This window comes from Micromonospora sp. WMMD1102, from assembly GCF_029626265.1.
Classification (GTDB): domain Bacteria; phylum Actinomycetota; class Actinomycetes; order Mycobacteriales; family Micromonosporaceae; genus Plantactinospora.
The window spans coordinates 4158859-4177180 of record NZ_JARUBN010000001.1 but is presented as its reverse complement, the minus strand read 5'-3'; the positions used below and the strand labels follow the sequence as shown (position 1 = coordinate 4177180).

Here is an 18322-nt window from a genome sequence, read left to right as displayed (position 1 = left end):
GGTTCAAGGTCAGCGCCGACTTCTCCTGTCGACCACCATCACCTTGTTGGCACCCTTGATGATCGCGGAATACGCGGCCAGCAACCCGACCGGCCCGGCACCATAGACAGCCACGCTGTCGCCCGGCCGCACGCAGGCGAGCTCGGTCGCGTGCCAGCCGGTGGGGAAGATGTCCGAGAGCCTCACGTAGTCCTCTTGCCTGCTCATGTCCCGGGCGTCCGGCGGCAGGACGAGGCAGTTGAAGTCGGCCCACGGCACCCGCAGCAACTCGGCCTGACCGCCCGCGTACGGACCCATGTCGGCGTAGCCGTAGGCGGCACCGGCCATGCCGGGCGCCGGGTTGACCACCAGGCAGTACGCGGTCAGGCCCTGGTTGCAGTTGGCGCAGGCGCCGCAGGAGACGTTGAACGGCAGGCAGACCATGTCGCCCACCTTGACCAGGTCGACCCCGTCGCCGACCTCGATCACCTCCCCCATGTTCTCGTGCCCGAGCACCGAGCCTGGCTGCGTGTCGGTGCGCCCGTCGTACATGTGCAGGTCGGACCCGCAGATGTTCGTCGTCGTGATGCGTACCAAGGCGTCGGTCGGTCGCTCGATCCTGGCGTCCGGCACCTCCTTGACGCTGACCGTCCGTGGCCCGTCGTACACGACTGCCTTCATTCGCTACCCCCGTGGTGAAGATTCCGCCCCTGCGGCGGCTCCGAGACCGCCTGGCAGTCGAATTCTCGCAATTCGCTTCGGCCCCCACCTGATGATTCGCGCTATTCGTTCGGTTGCGCGGAGCCGGTTAGCGTGGACGTCGGTGGGTAGCCACCGGCCGTGAGCAGTCCAACCGACGACATGGGGCACCCGGTCGGACACCAGCCGTGCAGTGGCGTTCAGCGACGCCGTCTTCGCCATCATCATCACGCTGCTCGTGCTGGATCTCCGGGTGCCGGACGTGCCGCCCGGTCGCCTGCTGTCGGGGCTGCTCGAGCAGTGGCCGGGTTACGTCGCCTATCTCGCCTCGTACGCCTATGTGGCCATTGTCTGGCTGAACCACAAGGGGTCGTTCAATCGCGTCAAGGAAAGTGACCGGGGCCTGCACTGGGTGAACCTCTTCGTGCTGTTCAGCACCGCCCTGCTGCCGTTCCCGACCGCCGTCGTCTCGCACGCGCTCCAGGAGCACGACCAGCAGGACCAACGCGTGGCCGTCGCCTTCTACGCGCTGGTCGGCGCGCTGCTCTGCGGCAGCTGGCTGGCGTTCTTCCACTACCTGGCCCGCCGCAAGGACCTGCTCAAGGAGGAGGTGAGTGAGCGGCACTTCCCCGCCGAGCGGCTGCGGGCACTCGTCGGGGTCATCCTCTATGTTGTTGCAGGGCTCATCGGGTATCTGGTCGCACCGCTCGCCGGCCTGGTGATCTTCGTCGTACTGCCGGTGTTCTACGCCGTCACCAGCGCCGGTCTGTACCAGGTACCTCTCACCCGCCGGATCGCGCATCGTCGTCCCCCGACGTCGGGGAGCTGACCGGCAGGCCACCGGCTCGAGAACGGGGCCGGCCGCCAGAACGGTCGGTGACGCTACAACATCTCCAGCGGTTGCGGGCCGGTCGGCGGCGGGTCGCCGCCCGGCATGGGGCCGCGCCCGCTCAGGAGGAGGTCGTACTCGGGACCGCGGCGGGTGAGGTTGTACAGGATCTGATTGGTCGCGCAGGCATTTCCGCCCGCGTCGAGCAGCTCCGTCATGTCCGAAATATCGAGGTTGCTCACGCCCCACTGTCCGATGTCACCGGCGTCGACGAGTTCGGCGAAGGATTGGAGCCTGGGTACCGGTGGATTGCCCGGCATTACCCGTTACGACAGGCAGCACACCCTCGTAGCACGCGCCCCGGCCCAACGCAGGCGCTCACCGGGGCAGCTGACAGGTGGCCGGTTCGCCTGCCTCGAACGGCGTACGCCGGCCGGTTTGCCGGTGCCGGCACCGGGAAGGCGACCGCGAGCGAGCGATGCGCCGCCGACGGGGCGGCGTCGCGAATGGAGGGCCGCCAAAATGGCGCAGAGCCAGCAGCCACTGACCGGCAAGCGAGTCGCTTGCCTCGCTGCCGACGGGGTGGAGGACGTGGAATACACCCAGTCCCGGGCCGCCGCGGAGCAGGCAGGAGCCGAGGTCCACCTGATCTCGTTGCAGTCCGGCGAGATCCAGTCGATGAACCAGGACATCAATCCGGCCAACCGCTATCGGGTGGACCGGAATGTGAACGAGGCCGATGCGGCCGACTACGACGCCCTGTTGCTGCCGGGCGGAACGGTCAACCCCGACCGGCTCCGGATGAACCCACAGGCGATGGACTTCGTCCGGGCGTTCTTTGCCCAACAGAAGCCGGTGGCGGCGATCTGCCACGGCCCCTGGTCGTTGGTCGAGACCGGGATGGTCGACGGCCGTACCGTCACCTCCTTTCCCAGCCTGCGCACCGACATCCGCAACGCGGGCGGGAAATGGGTGGACGAACAGGTGCAGGTCGACAACGGCCTGGTCACCAGCCGCAGCCCCAGCGACCTTCCGGCCTTCTGCGCCAGGATGGTCGAGGAGTTCGCCGAGGGTAAACACGTCCGCCAGATGGCGAAAGCCTGACCCGGTGGGGCTCCGGGCCGGGAGGAACAGCCCTCCGCTGTGCACGACCGGCGAGGTCGAGGCCGCTTCTTACCTGCGCTCGCCATGATGCTGGACATCCTCCCGAGGCCCCACTGCCACTGATCCCGGGACTCAGCGGTGGGACGCTGACGTCCACCCCTGCTGACGCAGCCGTTCGATGCCGTCCAGCAGCAGGTCCAACGCGAACTCGAACTCGAACTGGTCGTCGCAGCCCTGCCCGACGACCGACGCGTCGTCGTGCGAGGCCGCTGTGGCGATCGCCGCGAGGTGCGGGAACCGGGCCGCGGCCTCCGGCGGGAACGCCGCGGCCGGCGGCTCGGGTTCGGCCGTTCCGGACCGCCCGGCGCGCCGGGACGTGTCGAACAACTCCTGGCTGAAGCCGAGAACCCGGCTGCCCATCGCGTGCATCACGTGGTGGGCGAGGTCGGTGGTGAACCCGCCGGCCCGGAGCGTACCGACGATCGAGTCGAGATAGCCGAGGACGGCCGGCGTCGCCGTGTTCCGGGACTCGATCGCCAGCGGTGCCCAGGGGTGCCGGCGCAGCACCTGCCGGGCCGCGAGGATCCGGGACCGGACCGCGTCCTGCCAGCCGGCGTCGGGCGCGGGCGGGCCGATCTCGCCGACCACCACGTCGATCATGCCGTCGAGCAGTTCGTCCTTGTTGGCCACGTGCTTGTAGAGCGCCATCGGCACGACGCCCAGCTCCTGGGCCAGGTTGCGCATGCTGAGGGACTCGATCCCGGCCTCGTCGGCGAGCGCGACGGCGGCCCGCAGGACCCGTTCTCGGCTCAGCGGCGTCCGGCGCACCGTCCCGGCCCGCTCCACCGTCCCGGCCTGCTCCGCGGTCTCGGCCTGCTCCACCATCTCGGTCCTCGTCTTCCGGCGACGGTTGGAACCCTATCCGTCTTGACGAGTGTACGCCGTACACCTACCCTGGTGGCAGTGGGTGTACGCCGTACACTCGGGGGAGGGAGTGGGAGATGAAGGCGATAGTTCAGGACCGGTACGGGCCGCCGGAGGCACTCCGGCTCGACGACGTCGACGTGCCGGTGCCGGGCGCCGACGAGGTGCTGGTGCGGGTCGAGGCTGCCGCGCTGAACGCGTACGACTGGCACATCGTGCGGGGCGATCCCCGGATGGCACGGCTGGCGTGGGGCCGGCCCGCGCCCCGGGCGCGGATCCGGGGCCGGGACTTCGCCGGCCAGGTCACGGCGGTCGGGGCCGACGTCCGGCGGCTACGCCCCGGCGACGCCGTCTTCGGCGACCTCGGCGACGCCAACGGCGCCTTCGCCGAGTACGTCTGCGTGCCCGAGGCCCTGGTCGCGGCCAAGCCGGCGAACCTCACGGCGAAGCAGGCCGCCGCCCTGCCGCTGGCCGGGGTCACCGCCCTGATGGGACTCCGCGACGCCGGTCGGCTCCAGCCCGGTCACCGCGTCCTCGTCAACGGCGCCTCCGGCGGTGTCGGCACCCTCGCCGTCCAACTGGCCAAGGTGCTCGGTGCGACCGTCACCGGGGTGTGCAGCACCCGCAACGTCGACCTGGTCCGCTCGCTCGGCGCCGACCAGGTCGTCGACTACACCCGCGACGACTTCACCCGGATCGCCGGCCCGCACGACCTCGTGCTCGACCTGGTCGGCAACCGCCCGCTCACCGCACTGCGGCGCTCGCTAACCCCGACCGGCACGCTAGTGCTCTCCGGCGGCGGCGTGTTCAGCGGCGGCAACCTGCTCGGACCGGTCCGGCTTCTCACCAGTGGCCGCCTGCTGGCACCCTTCGTCCGGCACCGCATCGTCGTTCTCGACGCCGAGCCCGGCCGACAACACCTCGACACGCTCCGCGAGCACGCCGAGGCCGGCCGGCTCACCCCGGTCATCGACCGGACCTACCCGCTGCACCAGGTGCCCGACGCCATCCGCTACCTCGAAGCCGAACACGCCCGCGCCAAAGTCGTGATCACCGTCCCCTGACCCCGCCCGTGCCGGGGAGAATCGCGCTCTATCGGGGAAAGAGTGGCCGTCCGACGGTCGGGAGGCCACCCTTTCCGCGATGTAGTGCCATCACCGGGCTGGGGCGGCGAGGTAGCGGTGGTGGGCGCGGGGGGTGAAGGTGAGGCGCTCGCCGTGGAGGGTCGCGGTGACAGGCGCGCCGGTGGTCGTGTCGCGCAGGGTGTGTGGGGTGGCGAAGAGCGGGTTGCGCAGCGTCACCTCGACGGTGCGGTCGGCGGTCAGGGCGATCTCGGTGGCTGCTCCCGCCGACCACGCCACGTCGACGGTCAGCCCGCCCCGGGCCCGCAGGCCACGGACCGACCCGGTCGGCCAGGCCCCGGGCAGCGCCGGCAGCACGTGCACCTCGGCGCGCTGGCTCTGCACCAGCATCTCGGCGATCCCCGCGGTGGCGCCGAAGTTGCCGTCGATCTGGAACGGCGGGTGGGTGCCCCAGAGGTTCGGCAATGTGCTCTGCCGCAGTTGCCCGGCGAGCATCCGGTGCGCGTGGTCCCCGTCCAGCAGCCGGGCCCAGAAGCTGATCTTCCACGCCCTGCTCCAGCCCGTACCGCCGTCGCCGCGTGCGGTGAGCGAGACCCGGGCGGCGGCGGCCAGCTCCGGATCGTCGAGCGCGCTGACCTGCGCGCCCGGGTGCAGGGCGAACAGTTGCGAGACGTGCCGGTGCCGGTCGGCCGGGTCGTCCAGGTCCGCCTTCCACTCCTGCAACTGCCCCCACGAGCCGACCCGCAGCCCCGGGTCGAGCCGGGCCAGCGCGTCCCGCAGCTCGCGACGGAACGCGTCGTCGTCGCCGACGATCCCGGCCGCCTCGACGGTGTTGCCGAGGAGTTCCCGGACGATCTGCTGCGACATCGCGGCACCGGCGGTGAAGTCGCCGTGCTCCGGCGAGTAGCTCGGCGAGACCACCAGGCTGCCGTCGCGCGGGTCGACCACCAGCTCGTCCAGCCAGAAGAGTGCCAACTCCCGCATCAGCGGGTACGCCCGCTGCCGGAGGAACGTCTCGTCACCGGTGAACCGGTAGTGCTCGTAGTAGTGCTGGGCCAGCCAGGCACCGGCCTCCGGAAACCAGAACGCCTGCGGATAGTTGTGCAGGCCGGTGAAGCCGAAGACGTTCGTCTCGTTGTGCACCACCCAGCCCCGGCTGCCGTGCACCTGCCGGGCGGTGACTCTGCCCGGTGGCACCAGCGCGTCGACGTAGTCGAAGAGCGGGGCGGTGGTCTCGGAGAGATTCGTCGTCTCGGCCGGCCAGTAGTTCATCTGGAGGTTGATGTTCACGTGGTAGTCGGCGTCCCACGGCGGGTCGGTGACGTTGTTCCAGACACCCTGGAGGTTCGCCGGCAGCGAGCCGGCCCGGGAGGAGGCGATCAGCAGGTAGCGGCCGTAGGCGAAGAAGAGCGCCTCCAGCGCGCGGTCCGCCGCCGACGCCCCGCCCCGGTAGCGCCGCAGCAGCTCGTCGGTGGGGACAGCCGGCATCTGCTGGCCGATGTCCAGGCGTACCCGGTCGAAGAGCAGGCGATGGTCGGCGGTGTGCGCGGCGAGCAGGTCGGGGTAGGACTTCCCGGCCGCCGCGTCGACAGTCGCGGTGACCCGGGCGTGCGGGTCGGCGCCCCGGTACGTCGGAGCGCCGCCCGCGTAGTCCGTGCCGGCGCCCAGCAGCAGCGTGGCGGCATCCGCCCCGGCCACCGTGACCGTGCCGTCGGTGCCGTCGGTGACCGTGCCGCCGCCGGCGAGGACCTGGATCTGCGCCTCGTACCTGAGCCCGTTGTCGGTGAGCGCACCGGCGAAGGTGATCCGGCCGCCGCTGGCGATGACCTTCTTCGAGCGGTTGTCCGGCGCGGTCACCCCGGCGGTGAAGCCGATCCTCCCTGGCCGGTCGGCGACCAGCCGCAGCACCAGTACCCCGTCGGGGTGGCTGGCGAAGTACTCGCGGGTGTGGCGCACCCCGTCGGCGGTGTAGCGGACCGTGGCGACGGCCCGGCCGAGATCCAGCTCACGACGGTAGTCGCCGACCGGGCCGGGGTGCCGGGTGAGCCGCAGCGACAACTCCCCGAAGGTGTCGTACGCCCCGCAGCCGCGCTTCGGCTGGCCGAGCCGCTCCGCCACCTCCGCCGGGCCGAGCCGGCCCCGCTCGTCGACCATGCGTCGCACCTCGTCGATCGCGCCGGGGCGCGGCGAGGTCCAGTTGCCGAAGTCGTAGCCGTCGGCCGAGCCGGGGCCACCGGTCCAGAGCGTCTTCTCGTTGAGCTGGACTGTCTCGGTGCCGACCCGGCCGAAGACCATCCCGCCGAGGGCGCCGTTGCCGATCGGCAGGGCCCGGGTCTCCCAGTCGGCGGCCGGCTCGTCGTACCAGAGGGCGAGCGGATCCCCGGCGGAGGCGGCGGCACCCGACCCGCGTTCGGGGTTGTGCACGGCTGGAGGGCTCCTCGGGCACGCATCCGATGTTTGGCGACGAGATTACAAAGGACAGGCTGGGCAGACAAGGGCTGATCCTGGATTGTCGTCGTCGACACCGGCGACTCCACCGAGAAGGTCCGGCGTCTTGACGGGATGCGGGCAGGTCAGCGCGGCGGCGATCGGCTTCCGGCCCTTGTGTGCCGGTGAGCCCACCTGATAGACATCGGACCTATTGCTGACGGGTTACGCGGAAGGTGGGGGCAACGGGTGAGGCTTTTGCGGGTGGGTGCACCGGGACAGGAGTCCCCGGCGCTGCTGGACGAGGCCGGGCGGTTACGCGACCTCGGCGGGGTCGTCGCTGACCTGGACGGGTCGTTCCTGGCCGGCGGCGGCGTCGAGCGGCTGGCCGGACTCGACGTCGAGAGCCTGCCGGTGCTGCCCGAGGGACTGCGGACCGGGCCACCGCTGCGGCCCGGGAAAATCGTCTGCGTCGGGCTGAACTACCGGGACCACGCCGCCGAGATCGACGCCCCGCTCCCCACCGAGCCGGTGGTCTTCATGAAGGCCGCCGACACGGTGGTCGGCCCGGACGACGAGGTGCTGCTGCCGCGCGGCAGCACCAAGACCGACTGGGAGGTCGAACTGGCCGTGGTGATCGGGCGGACGGCACGATACCTGGCCGGTCCGGAGGAGGCGCTCGACCACGTCGCCGGGTACGCCGTCTCGCACGACGTCTCCGAGCGGGAGTACCAGCTCGAACGCGGCGGGCAGTGGGACAAGGGCAAGAACTGCGAGACGTTCAACCCGCTCGGCCCCTGGCTGGTCACCGCCGACGAGGTGCCCGACCCGCAGCAGCTCGGGCTGCGGCTCTGGGTCAACGGCACGCCCAGGCAGGACGGCAACACGGGCAACATGGTCTTTCCGGTGGCCGAGATCGTGCACTACCTGAGCCAGTTCATGGTGCTCTATCCGGGAGACGTGATAAACACCGGCACCCCGGCCGGGGTGGCGCTCGGCCAACCCGAGCCGAAGCCGTACCTGGTCGCCGGTGACGTCGTCGAGCTGGAGATCGACGGGCTGGGGCGGCAGCGGCAGACGGTGGGCCAGGCATGATCTTCACCATCGGCCGGGGCAACGAGTACGTCGACCACCTGCACGAGCACTTCGTCGACCCGGTGGTGGTCCGCCAGGGCCGTTACGTGGCACCCGGCGCGCCCGGGTTCAGCTCCACGATGCGCCCGGAGACGCTCACCGGGTATGCCTATCCGGACGGTCCGGTCTGGGCCGCGGCCGCCACGACGGCGGCCGGCGGGGCGGTCCAGGTCCCGGCGCCCGGGGCGGCGACCTCGGTGCCGGGCGCCGCGGCCCCGGTCCCGGCGCCCGGGGTCGTGCTGCCGTGACCTCCGGCAACGGTCCGGACCGAGCGGGCGGTCCCGGCGGGACGGCCGGCGGAGGCGGCGGGCGGGGCGAGTTCGCCGGGTTGAGCGCTGTGGTGACCGGTGGCGCCTCGGGCATCGGACTGGCCACTGCCATGCTGCTGGCCGACCGTGGCGCCCGGGTCGCCTGCCTGGACCTGAACCCGGCGGCGGTGCCCGAACCGCTGCTCGGGATCGCCGCCGACGTCTCCGACGACGCCTCGGTACGCGCCGGGATCGCCGCCGTGGTCGCGGCGCACGGCGGCCTCGACGTACTCGTCAACAACGCCGGGATCGGCGCCCTGGGCACCGTGGAGACCAACCCGGACGACGAGTGGCACCGGGTACTCGACGTGAACGTGGTCGGGATGGTCCGGGTGACCCGGGCCGCCCTGCCGCACCTGCGCCGGTCGTCGTCCGCCGCGATCGTCAACACCTGCTCGATCGCGGCCTGGGCCGGGCTGCCCGACCGGGCGCTCTACAGCGCCAGCAAGGGTGCGGTGCAGTCGCTGACCCTGGCGATGGCGGCCGACCACGTCCGGGAGGGGATCCGGGTCAACTGCGTCAACCCCGGCACCGTGGACACCCCCTGGGTACGCCGGCTGCTGAACTCCGCCGACGACCCGGCGGCGGAACTCGCCGCGCTCCAGGCCCGCCAGCCGACCGGCCGGCTGGTCGGCGCGGACGAGGTGGCGGCGGCGATCGCCTACCTCGCCAGCCCGTACTCCGGGGCGACCACCGGCGTGGTGTTGGGAGTGGACGGTGGCATGTACGGGCTGCGTCTCCGGTCGGCTCCGCCGCCCGACTGACCGGAGGCTGGTCATCCGACCTAACGATTCCGTGCCTCAAGAACTCTCGGCAATTTGGGACCTCCGACTCTTGTGAGGCCGGGAACAGCCTGATAGACATCCGATCTATTGTCAGTCCTGGCCAACCTGTCGAAGCGGTAGCGGAAGGAGTTTCTCCGGCCATGCAGCGGATCGCCCCGCACACCCGGCTCAAGCCGGGCCGGCAGCCCGAATACGACAGCGTCCACCAGGTGATCCCCGCCGAGTTGGACGCCGCGAGACCCGCCGCCGACCCGCCGCCCGGGGTGTTCTGGTCGGAGCTGGTCGCCGCAGGACTGCTCCGCCCCGACGCACCGGTACCCACGTCCCGGGTGGGTGCGCGATGATCGTCGACGCGCACCACCACCTGTGGCGGATCTCCGACGGATACTCCTGGCTCGACGCGCCGGAACTGGCCCCGATCCGCCGCTCGTTCCTCCCCGCCGACCTGCTCGCCGAGCTGGCCGCGGCCGGAGTCGACCGGACCGTACTCGTCGAGGGCGGGCGGTGCGACACCGGCGAGGCGGAGATCCTGCTCGGCTACGCCGCCGGTACCCCGGCGATCGCCGGCGTGGTGGCCTGGGCCGACCCGGCCGATCCGGAGCTGGCCGCGACGATCGCCGGCTACCGGGCGCTGCCCGGCGGTGAGCTGCTGGTCGGGGTCCGGCCGCAGTTGCAGGCCGAGACCGATCCGGGCTACCTGGACCGGCCGGCGGTGCGGCGCGGGCTGCGTACCGTCGCGGAAGCCGGACTGGCCTTCGACGTGGTGTGCCGGGCGGACCAGTTGCCGGCGGTGGCCCGGGTCGCCCGCGAGGTGCCGCAGCTGCGCTTCGTGCTGGACCACCTGGGCAAGCCGGGGGTCCGGGACGGTGCGGCCGGGCTGGCCGGCTGGGCCGGTCCGCTCGCCGAGCTGGCGGCCTCGCCGAACGTCACCGCGAAGCTCTCCGGCCTGGTGACCGAGGCGGACTGGCGGCGGTGGCTCCCTGCCGACCTGCGGCCGTTCGTCGCCGAGGCGGTCCGGCTGTTCGGACCGGAGCGGCTGATGTTCGGTTCGGACTGGCCGGTCTGCCGGCTCGCCGCCGGCTACGGCGACGTGCTGACGGCGTTGACCGAGGTGCTGCCGCCGCTGTCGACGGCCGAGCGGTCGGCGGTCTTCGGCGCGACGGCGGTGCGCACCTACCGGCTCCGGGACTGACCGGCGACCGGTCTGCGGGGTACGCGAGGACGTGGGAGGAACGCGTGGCGGTCACGGACGAGGCGATCGACAAGATCAAGCAGATGATCGTCGCCGGTGAGCTGCGCCCCGGTGACCGGCTGCCCCGGGAACCCGACCTGGCCGAGCGGCTCGGCCTGTCCCGCAACTCGCTGCGGGAGGCGGTCAGGGCGCTCTCGCTGATCCGGGTCCTCGACGTCCGGCAGGGCGACGGGACGTACGTGACCAGCCTCGACCCGGCGTTGCTGCTGGACGCGCTGAGCTTCGTCGTCGACTTGCACCGCGACGACACCGTGCTGGAGTTCCTGGAGGTACGCCGGATCCTGGAGCCGGGCGCGACGGCACTGGCGGCGCAGCGGATGACCGAGGCGCGGCTGGTCGGGCTGCGGGCGGTGCTGGACGGGCTCGCCGACGACCCGAGCATCGACGAGCTGGTCGCGAACGACCTGGAGTTCCACCGGCAGATCGCGGCGTGTGCCAGCAACAACGTGCTGACGTCGCTGCTGGACAGCCTCTCCGGGCCGACCACCCGGGCCCGGGTGTGGCGCGGGCTGACCCAGGAGGGAGCGGTCGACAAGACCCGGGAGCAGCACGCGGCGATCCTGGACGCGGTCGCCTCGGGAGAGCCGGAGCTGGCCCGGGCCTGGGCGACGGTGCACATCGCCGGGGTGGAGGAGTGGCTGCGCCGGGTGCTGTGACGACGCCCTCGCCCAACCGCGGTCGACCGGCGTGGCCCGCCCCCGCCGGGGCGGCGCCCGGTCAGGACTGCTGCGCGCCGTGCTCCTGGAAGACCTGGTCGGACTCGGGATAGCCGAGCACCTTGACGAGGTCGCCGGTGGCCGCGACGAACGCCTCGTGGATGTCGTCGTCGAAGTGGTTGACCCAGTCGCCGTGTGCGCCCCGGCGGTAGTGCGAGAGCGGGCCCGCGCTCGCCCGGGTGCTCCGCATCCTGGAGAAGCTGTACCGGGACAGCAGGGCCGTCAACTCGTCCGGCGGGATCGGGAACCCGCAGTGCCGCATCAGCCGCGCCACCTCGTCCGCCTGCCGCTCGCCGGTCAGGTCCTCGTACTTGAACAGGCCGACGGTCCCGTCCTCCGGCGCCTTCGCCCAGGCCCGCAACGACCGGAACGTGCCCTTGCCGGCCAGATGGTCGATCAGATAGAGCATGCCCTCCTTCTTCGGCTTCTCCTGGAGGACCTTCCGCACCTCCAGCACGTCACCCATCGCAGTGTGCGAGCTGCGGTAGGAGAAGTAGCTGGAGACCACGATGTCGCGCGGGTCGCGGATCACGAAGAACACCCGGTACGGGTCCGGCTTCGGGATGTTCATGAAGCCGTTGTAGGAGACGAAGAGCGTGGAGACCACCCGGCCGCGCGGGCAGGGCTGCGGGTAACGCCACTTGTGCGGGCGCGGGTCGTAGGGCAGCAGGCCGGAGTAGCGGTAGACGACCGGGTCGCTGAGCAGGGCCTTGATCCATTGGCTGGCCGTCTTGCGGATCGTGCAGTGGTAGACGTTGCCGAACTCGCTGCGTGACTCCACCGGCACGGACAGTCGCAGCTTCGCGTTGTATGCCTCACCCATCACCCGCCGTGCCACCACACGCACCGAGTTGGGCGTGTTGTGCTTGGTGAACCGAACGGCACGCTTCATCATCGCCTAAACCCTCTCCATGCCTATCCGGCCAGGGCTACGCCGCAGGACAGTCGAGACAATGCCTACAAGCTACAAGAACCGGTCGGCGGACGTAACATCGGCAACAACCGAGCCTCGCCCTGCCGATCACCGTCGCGGGTCGACGTGGATCTTCGGGGCGGCACCCCAGCCGGGATCGCGATCGCCGCGCAGTACCGCCGCCACCCCGTCCAGCCCCACCGTCGCCGCCACCAGCGGACGCGGGTCGACGGCGCCCGAGGCGTACAGCGCGACGGTGCCGGCGAGCCCGCCGGAGGCGCTGAGCACGCCGACCGCGGTGAGGTCCCTGAGCACCAGTTCCCGGGTGTCGAGCAGGCTGGGCCGCTCGGCGAGTCCGACGTAGACGACCCGGCCGCCGGGCTCCACCCGCCGCACCGCGTACGCCGGCAGGTGCTCGTCGTTGGCGGCGTCGGCGACCGCGTCGAAGGTCAGCGCGGCCTCCTCCGGCAGGGTCCGCGCCGTCCAGGCGTACCCGAAGCCGAGCCGGCGGGCGAAGTCGAGCGAGGCGTCGTCCCGGCCCAGCAGGTGCACCTCGGCGCCCCGGGCCGCCGCGATCTGCGCCACCAGCAGCCCGATGGTGCCCGGACCGAGCACCAGCAGCCGCCGGCCGGGACCGACCCGGGCCGCCTCGACCACCCGCAGCGCGTTGCCGCCCGGCTCCACGAGCGCGCCGAGCGTGGCGTCGACCTGGTCGGGCAGCGGGTGCAGGGCGCGGACCGGCACCGGAAGCCGCTCGGCGAGCGCACCCGGCCAGCCGCCCCGGATGCCGATCTCGTAGCGGTCCGCGCAGAGGTGCTGCCGGCCGCCCCGGCAACGGGGGCACCGGCCGCAGCCGAGCATCGTGTCACCGGTGACCCGCCGGCCCAGCCAGTTCTCCGGCACCCCGGGACCGACCGCCGAGACGACCCCGCACCACTCGTGCCCGATCCGCAGCGGATAGCGGGCGTCGCCGCTGTGCAGGTACGCCATGTGTCCGGAGAAGAACTCCGCGTCGGTGCCGCAGACACCCGCCCGCAGCACGTCCACGACCACCTCGCCCGGCCCGGCGACCGGCGACTCGACCTCGCGCACCTCGGCGGTGCCCGGACCGGTCAGCACGAGGGCACGCACGACTTCAGCCCACCGTACCGGCGGTGGTCACCGGCTGCGACGACGGCCCGGAACGGCGGGGCCGGCGGAGGACGTACCCGAAGTTGTTCTTGATAATGGAGAGTATGCCTGCACTCCGGAGCGACCAGTGGTACGCCGGCTCGGACCGCAACGCCTACCTGCACCGTGCCTGGATGCGGCGCGGCCTGCCGGACTCGGCGTTCGAGGGACGGCCGCAGATCGCCATCGCCAACACCGCGTCCGACCTCACCCCCTGCAACCGGCACCTGGACGAAGTGGCGGCGAGCGTCGCCAACGGCGTCTGGGAGGCCGGTGGCGTGCCACTCAACCTGCCGGTGGTCTCGCTCGGCGAGACGCAGGTCAGACCGACCGCGATGCTCTGGCGCAACATGGCCGCGATGGCGATCGAGGAGATGATCCGGGCCAACCCGGTCGACGGGGTGGTGCTGCTCGGCGGTTGCGACAAGACCATCCCGGCACTGCTGATGGGTGCCGCCTCGGTCGACCTGCCGGCGGTTGTGGTGCCGGGCGGCCCGATGCTCACCGGCACCTTCCGGGGCGTGCCGCTGGGCTGCGGCACCGACGTGTGGCGGCTCTCCGAGGAGGTACGCGCCGGCACCCTCTCGCCGGCCGGCTTCCTCGACTCCGAGTCCTCGATGATCCGCAGCCGGGGCCACTGCAACACCATGGGCACCGCCTCCACGATGGGCCTGCTCGCCGAGGTGCTCGGGATGACCCTGCCCGGCACGGCCGGACTGCCCGCCTCCGACAGCCGGCTGCTGGCCCGCTCGCACGCCACCGGCAAGCTGGTCGTCGAGATGGTCGCGGCGCAGCGCAGGCCCAGCGAGGTGCTGACCGAGGCGTCGTTCCGGAACGCGGTCGTCGCGCTGGCCGCGCTGGGCGGTTCGACGAACGCGGTCGTGCACCTGCTGGCCATCGCCGGCCGGGTCGGGGTGCCGATCACCCTGGACGACGTCGACCGGCTCGGCAGCGGCGTACCGCTGCTCGTCGACCTGCAACCGGCCGGCCGGTTCCTGATGGAGGACTTCCACCGGGCCGGTGGCCTGCCGGCGGTGCTGAACCAGGTCGCCGACCTGCTGGACGCGGCGGCACCGACGGTGACCGGCCGGCCGATCGGCGACTACCTGGCCGGGCACGAGATCGGTGACCCGGAGGTGATCCGACCCCGCAGCGCGCCGCTGATGCCGGAGGCGGGCATCGCGGTGCTGCGCGGCAGCCTCGCCCCGGCCGGCGCGATCATCAAGCCCGCCGCCGCGTCGGCGCACCTGCTCCGGCACCGGGGCCGGGCGCTGGTCTTCGACTCGGTCGAGGAGCTGCACGCCCGGCTCGACGACCCGGATCTCGACGTCGACGCCGACTCGGTGCTGGTGCTGCGCGGCTGCGGGCCGAAGGGTTATCCGGGGATGCCGGAGGTGGCCAACCTGCCGCTGCCGGAGAAGCTGCTCCGCCAGGGCGTTCGCGACATGGTGCGGATCTGCGACGGCCGGATGAGCGGCACGGCGTACGGGACGGTGGTGCTGCACGTCGCGCCGGAGGCCGCCGCGGGTGGGCCGCTGGGCCGGGTACGCACCGGGGACCCGATCGTGCTCGACGTGCCGGCGCGGCGGCTGGACGTGGACATCCCGGCCGAAGAGCTGGCGGCCCGGCCGCCCGCCCCGGCGATGGTGGCCGCGCTGGCCCAGCCGGCCCGGGGCTGGGAACGGCTCTACGTGGACACCGTGCTCGGCGCCGACACCGGAGCCGACCTGGACTTCCTGGTCGGCGGCAGCGGCGACCAGGTGGCCCGCGAATCGCACTGACCACCGCCGACGCCCCCGGATCGGTGACCGGGAAGGTACCTGATGGACGGAGAAGCGCGGACTGCCCGGCGTTGCACGGGTGTGTGCTCCGGAAAGGACAGCGGTGGTTGTCCATGACCGTGCCGTCGCATAGCGTCCCTGTCGTTGCCCGCGTGTCCGCACGGATGCGCGGGGTGATTCTTCGCTCAGGGCAGCTCGGAAGGGCTCAGGGCAGCGCGGAAGGGGAGGGACGTGCAACGAGGGACAGCCAGCGGGGGGAGAAGATGGGCCGGCGGCCGAAGGCGCCTGCTCGCGGCTTCGGTGCCCGTGCTGCTGGTCGCGGCGGCCGGGGTGGCGGTCGGCGGCGCCGGGCCGGCGAGTGCCGACCGGGCCGCCCGGTTCACGCCGACCGAGCGGGACTACTACATCAACTACGTCGACCCGAAGGTCGAGCGGCCCACCGACGGGACCGAGGTGGTGGTCCGGGACGGTAAGCGCAAGATCAAGCGGGCCAAGCCCGACCCGGTGAGCGCGTACGGCCGGAAGTTCGTCGAGGGCAACCCGGTAGCGGCCCGGGGGCTGGCCAAGACCGAGGCAGAGGCGATCCGGACCGGCAGGAACCCCCGGCACATCCGCTACAAGCAGGCCGACGAGACGCAGGTCGCGAAGCTGCTGACCATCCTGGTCGAGTTCAACCCGGACGCGGACGACGACTTCACCGGCGTGATGGTGCCGAGGGCGACGTTCGACGACGCGACCACCCCGCAGAACGAGCGGGAGTGCGTGCCCGGCAGCGTGCAGAACGGGCCGCTGCACAACAACATCCCGAACCCGGCGAAGGCGTCGCACCCGGACAACAACTCGATGTGGGTGCCGGACTTCTCCACCGAGTTCTACAACAAGATGCTCTACACCAAGGAGGGCATCACCGAACGGGTCCGCACCGACCTGCGCGGCCCCGACGGGCGGCGCGGCATCGACCTGCGCGGCTACACGATGCGCAACATGTACCTGGAGATGTCCAAGGGCGCCTACACGGTGGACGGCCAGGCGACCCCCTGGGTGACCGTGCCGCACTCCGAGGCGTGGTACGGCGCCGACACCTGCACCCAGGTCGACGGCACCTGGGAGGCCGGGGCCAGCCAGGACATGAACGGGCACCCGGACAACCCGGCCGGGCCGAGCGCGCTCGGGGTCGACGCGGTGAACGTGCTGGCCGCGCAGAACCCGGACTTCCCGTGGGCCGACTACGACATCGAGGACACCGCGGACGCCGACGGCGACGGCAACTTCAACGAGCCGGACGGCGTCGTCGACCACCTGGTACTCGTGCACGCCGGTGAGGACAAGTCCGGCGGCGGCGGCGCCGAGGGCCCGTACGCGATCTGGGCGCACTCGTCGGCGATCGTGCCCGGCTACACCATCCCGGGCACCGACAAGATGATCAGCAACTACATCGTCCAGCCGGAGGACTCCGGCGTCGGCGTCTTCGCCCACGAGTACGGCCACGACCTCGGCCTGCCGGACCTCTACGACATCGGCTCCGGCGGCGACTCGGACGTCGACTTCTGGGACCTGATGTCGTCCGGCTCGCACACCGGCCCGATCTTCCAGGGCATCCCCACCCACATGGGCCTCTGGGACAAGTTCGTGCTCGGCTGGGCCGACCCGGTGATCCTGAACCCCGGCGACGACCCGGCCCGGGTCAAGGTCGGGCAGACCTCGCGGACCCCGGTCGGCACCGAGGACGGCGTCCGGGTGAACCTGCCGGCAAAGCAGATCAGCCTCTCCACCCCGCACAGCGGCGAGGGCCAGTGGTGGACGAACAACGACCAGTCCTGGGCCGACGTCCGGCTGACCCGCAGCCTGGCGGTGCCGGCCGGCGGCGACGTGCGGTTCTGGCTCTGGAACAACTACTCCATCGAGGAGGACTGGGACTTCGGCTTCGTCGAGGTCTCCACGGACGGCGGCGGCACCTGGACCGAGCAGAAGGTCTTCGACGCCGAGGGCAACCTCGTCTCCACCGACGACGGCTACCCGGACCCGAACGGCCGGATGCACGACTACGGCGACAAGAAGTACGGCCTGACCGGCAGCACCGGCGGGCAGTGGCGGCACGACTACGTCAGCCTGACGCCGTACGCCGGGCAGACCGTCCAGCTCCGGCTGCGGTACGCCACCGACGCCGCGTTCGAGGACACCGGCTGGTTCACCGACGACCTCTCGGTGACCGCGGACGGTGCCACCACCTGGTCCGACGACGTGGAGAGCGGCGCCGACGGCTGGACCGCCACGGTGGGCAGCTTCACCACCACCACGGGTACGGGCTGGAGCATCTCGCCCGGCGAGTTCTCCTACGCGCACTACTACCTCGCCGAGTGGCGTAACCACGACGGCTTCGACGAGGGTCTGAAGTACGCCTACCAGACGAACTACAACCGGGACGGTGCCTGGAAGGTGGACCGGGTGCCGTACAACGCCCCGGGCATGCTCGTCTGGTACCGGGACACCAGCTACGGCAACCTCAACCTGGTCCTGAACAACGTCTACGACCCGCCGAGCATCGGGGCCAAGGGCGGTCTGCTGATCGTGGACTCGCACTTCGACCCGTACCGCCGGACGGGTACGGCGGCGGCCAAGGACCCGTCGCTGCTGGACAACCTGCCGTCCCGGCCACAGTCGTCGAACGCGGCGTTCGGCTTCGGCAGGACGTACCCGTTCACCGAGTGTTACGAGGCGCCGAACGAGCCGTTCAGCGCGTACTGCACCAAGTTCAAGGCGCAGCCCGGGGTCAAGTCGTTCACCGACAGCAAGGGCTGGTACCCGGGCATCGAGTACCGGCCGGACCTCGACGCCGAGAGCCCGCTCTTCTTCCGGGACGCCGACGCCTCGGTCGTGGTGCCCTCGAAGGACAACGCGCCGTACTCGGTGCGGATCGTGGACCGCAACGGCAAGCCGGCGCGCAGCCAGTACGGCATCGACCTGGGCGGCGGGGTGCAGACCGGCACCGGCAACCCGGGCGAGGTCGGGCTGAACTTCGGCGTCCGGTTCGACCTGCTCCAGCCCGGCCACCACAACCAGTGGGCGGTCGTGAAGGTCGTTCCGCCCGCCGCACCGTAACGACAGACACGACCGGAACAGATCCGTAGTTCGACGAGGGGCCACCGCCAGCAACCCGCTGGCGGCGGCCCCGCCGTCGTCCCCCACCCGGAACCGACCGGAGCGGCAGATGTCCGCCGG

At 71.7% G+C, this 18322-nt stretch carries 17 protein-coding genes; 11 read left to right on the top strand and 6 right to left on the bottom strand.

All coding sequences use genetic code 11. The features are described from left to right. Positions 1 to 9 precede the first annotated feature (9 nt). Positions 10 to 660 (bottom strand): alcohol dehydrogenase catalytic domain-containing protein, encoded by a 651-nt coding sequence (locus O7626_RS18525; protein ID WP_278062416.1) that lies wholly within the window; start codon positions 658 to 660, stop codon positions 10 to 12. A gap of 211 nt (positions 661 to 871) precedes the next feature. Here O7626_RS18525 and O7626_RS18520 point away from each other — a divergent pair, with 211 nt between their 5' ends. After that, positions 872 to 1507, top strand: coding sequence for a TMEM175 family protein (locus O7626_RS18520; protein WP_278062415.1), 636 nt, complete (start codon positions 872 to 874; stop codon positions 1505 to 1507). Positions 1508 to 1560: 53 nt separating this feature from the next. Here the strand turns inward: O7626_RS18520 and O7626_RS18515 are convergent, their stop codons facing one another. Next, entirely contained in the window at positions 1561 to 1827 is a 267-nt protein-coding gene (locus O7626_RS18515; RefSeq protein ID WP_278062414.1) for an aldo/keto reductase, read from the bottom strand. Positions 1828 to 2029: 202 nt separating this feature from the next. Here O7626_RS18515 and O7626_RS18510 point away from each other — a divergent pair, with 202 nt between their 5' ends. Then, complete coding sequence (locus O7626_RS18510; protein WP_278066209.1) at positions 2030 to 2611, top strand: type 1 glutamine amidotransferase domain-containing protein; 582 nt, start codon at positions 2030 to 2032, stop codon at positions 2609 to 2611. A 132-nt stretch (positions 2612 to 2743) separates the two neighbouring features. Here the strand turns inward: O7626_RS18510 and O7626_RS18505 are convergent, their stop codons facing one another. Next, a complete protein-coding gene (locus O7626_RS18505; RefSeq protein WP_278062413.1) occupies positions 2744 to 3496 on the bottom strand; it encodes a TetR/AcrR family transcriptional regulator C-terminal domain-containing protein in 753 nt (250 codons plus the stop codon). Between the two features lie 116 nt (positions 3497 to 3612). Here O7626_RS18505 and O7626_RS18500 point away from each other — a divergent pair, with 116 nt between their 5' ends. Then, positions 3613 to 4599 (top strand): NAD(P)-dependent alcohol dehydrogenase, encoded by a 987-nt coding sequence (locus tag O7626_RS18500; protein ID WP_278062412.1) that lies wholly within the window; start codon positions 3613 to 3615, stop codon positions 4597 to 4599. Positions 4600 to 4689: 90 nt separating this feature from the next. Here the strand turns inward: O7626_RS18500 and O7626_RS18495 are convergent, their stop codons facing one another. Further along, on the bottom strand, positions 4690 to 7041 hold the full coding sequence (locus O7626_RS18495; RefSeq protein WP_278062411.1) for a glycoside hydrolase family 95 protein: 2352 nt from the start codon (positions 7039 to 7041) through the stop codon (positions 4690 to 4692). Positions 7042 to 7293: 252 nt separating this feature from the next. Here O7626_RS18495 and O7626_RS18490 point away from each other — a divergent pair, with 252 nt between their 5' ends. The 6 genes from O7626_RS18490 to O7626_RS18465 all read left to right on the top strand — a co-directional run bounded on the left by O7626_RS18490 (position 7294) and on the right by O7626_RS18465 (position 11179). Beyond that, positions 7294 to 8139: a fumarylacetoacetate hydrolase family protein gene (locus O7626_RS18490; protein WP_347404798.1), complete on the top strand. Its 846-nt coding sequence runs from the start codon at positions 7294 to 7296 to the stop codon at positions 8137 to 8139. Then, a complete protein-coding gene (locus O7626_RS41550) occupies positions 8136 to 8426 on the top strand; it encodes a hypothetical protein (protein ID WP_347404797.1) in 291 nt (96 codons plus the stop codon). The genes O7626_RS18490 and O7626_RS41550 overlap by 4 nt, the downstream gene beginning before the upstream one ends. A gap of 80 nt (positions 8427 to 8506) precedes the next feature. Further along, a complete protein-coding gene (locus O7626_RS18480) occupies positions 8507 to 9250 on the top strand; it encodes an SDR family oxidoreductase (protein ID WP_278066208.1) in 744 nt (247 codons plus the stop codon). A gap of 161 nt (positions 9251 to 9411) precedes the next feature. Continuing rightward, the gene (locus O7626_RS18475) at positions 9412 to 9615 is read left to right on the top strand and encodes a hypothetical protein (protein ID WP_278062409.1); all 204 of its coding nucleotides are present in this window, start codon (positions 9412 to 9414) and stop codon (positions 9613 to 9615) included. Continuing rightward, positions 9612 to 10463 carry an amidohydrolase family protein gene (locus tag O7626_RS18470; protein WP_278062408.1) on the top strand — a complete coding sequence of 284 codons (852 nt, stop codon included), beginning with the start codon at positions 9612 to 9614 and terminating at the stop codon, positions 10461 to 10463. Before O7626_RS18475 ends, O7626_RS18470 begins: the two co-directional genes overlap by 4 nt. 44 nt (positions 10464 to 10507) lie before the next feature. Beyond that, positions 10508 to 11179, top strand: a complete 672-nt coding sequence (locus O7626_RS18465; RefSeq protein WP_278062407.1) for a FadR/GntR family transcriptional regulator — start codon at positions 10508 to 10510, stop codon at positions 11177 to 11179. 61 nt (positions 11180 to 11240) lie between these two features. Here O7626_RS18465 and O7626_RS18460 read toward each other — a convergent pair whose 3' ends face one another. Then, positions 11241 to 12134, bottom strand: coding sequence for a sulfotransferase domain-containing protein (locus O7626_RS18460; protein ID WP_278062406.1), 894 nt, complete (start codon positions 12132 to 12134; stop codon positions 11241 to 11243). A gap of 126 nt (positions 12135 to 12260) precedes the next feature. Continuing rightward, positions 12261 to 13283 carry an alcohol dehydrogenase catalytic domain-containing protein gene (locus O7626_RS18455; protein ID WP_278062405.1) on the bottom strand — a complete coding sequence of 341 codons (1023 nt, stop codon included), beginning with the start codon at positions 13281 to 13283 and terminating at the stop codon, positions 12261 to 12263. A gap of 104 nt (positions 13284 to 13387) precedes the next feature. Between O7626_RS18455 and O7626_RS18450 the strand changes: the two genes are divergently transcribed. Next, positions 13388 to 15103 (top strand): dihydroxy-acid dehydratase, encoded by a 1716-nt coding sequence (locus tag O7626_RS18450; RefSeq protein WP_278062404.1) that lies wholly within the window; start codon positions 13388 to 13390, stop codon positions 15101 to 15103. 300 nt (positions 15104 to 15403) lie between these two features. Further along, positions 15404 to 18202 carry an immune inhibitor A domain-containing protein gene (locus O7626_RS18445; RefSeq protein WP_278062403.1) on the top strand — a complete coding sequence of 933 codons (2799 nt, stop codon included), beginning with the start codon at positions 15404 to 15406 and terminating at the stop codon, positions 18200 to 18202. Positions 18203 to 18322 lie beyond the last annotated feature (120 nt).

Bases quoted from the DNA above. Each gene is read 5' to 3' on its own strand.
- O7626_RS18525 (WP_278062416.1), bottom strand. From the start codon at position 660: ATGAAGGCAGTCGTGTACGACGGGCCACGGACGGTCAGCGTCAAGGAG.
- O7626_RS18515 (WP_278062414.1), bottom strand. From the start codon at position 1,827: ATGCCGGGCAATCCACCGGTACCCAGGCTCCAATCCTTCGCCGAACTC.
- O7626_RS18510 (WP_278066209.1), top strand. From the start codon at position 2,030: ATGGCGCAGAGCCAGCAGCCACTGACCGGCAAGCGAGTCGCTTGCCTC.
- O7626_RS18505 (WP_278062413.1), bottom strand. From the start codon at position 3,496: ATGGTGGAGCAGGCCGAGACCGCGGAGCAGGCCGGGACGGTGGAGCGG.
- O7626_RS18500 (WP_278062412.1), top strand. From the start codon at position 3,613: ATGAAGGCGATAGTTCAGGACCGGTACGGGCCGCCGGAGGCACTCCGG.
- O7626_RS41550 (WP_347404797.1), top strand. From the start codon at position 8,136: ATGATCTTCACCATCGGCCGGGGCAACGAGTACGTCGACCACCTGCAC.
- O7626_RS18475 (WP_278062409.1), top strand. From the start codon at position 9,412: ATGCAGCGGATCGCCCCGCACACCCGGCTCAAGCCGGGCCGGCAGCCC.
- O7626_RS18470 (WP_278062408.1), top strand. From the start codon at position 9,612: ATGATCGTCGACGCGCACCACCACCTGTGGCGGATCTCCGACGGATAC.
- O7626_RS18460 (WP_278062406.1), bottom strand. From the start codon at position 12,134: ATGATGAAGCGTGCCGTTCGGTTCACCAAGCACAACACGCCCAACTCG.
- O7626_RS18450 (WP_278062404.1), top strand. From the start codon at position 13,388: ATGCCTGCACTCCGGAGCGACCAGTGGTACGCCGGCTCGGACCGCAAC.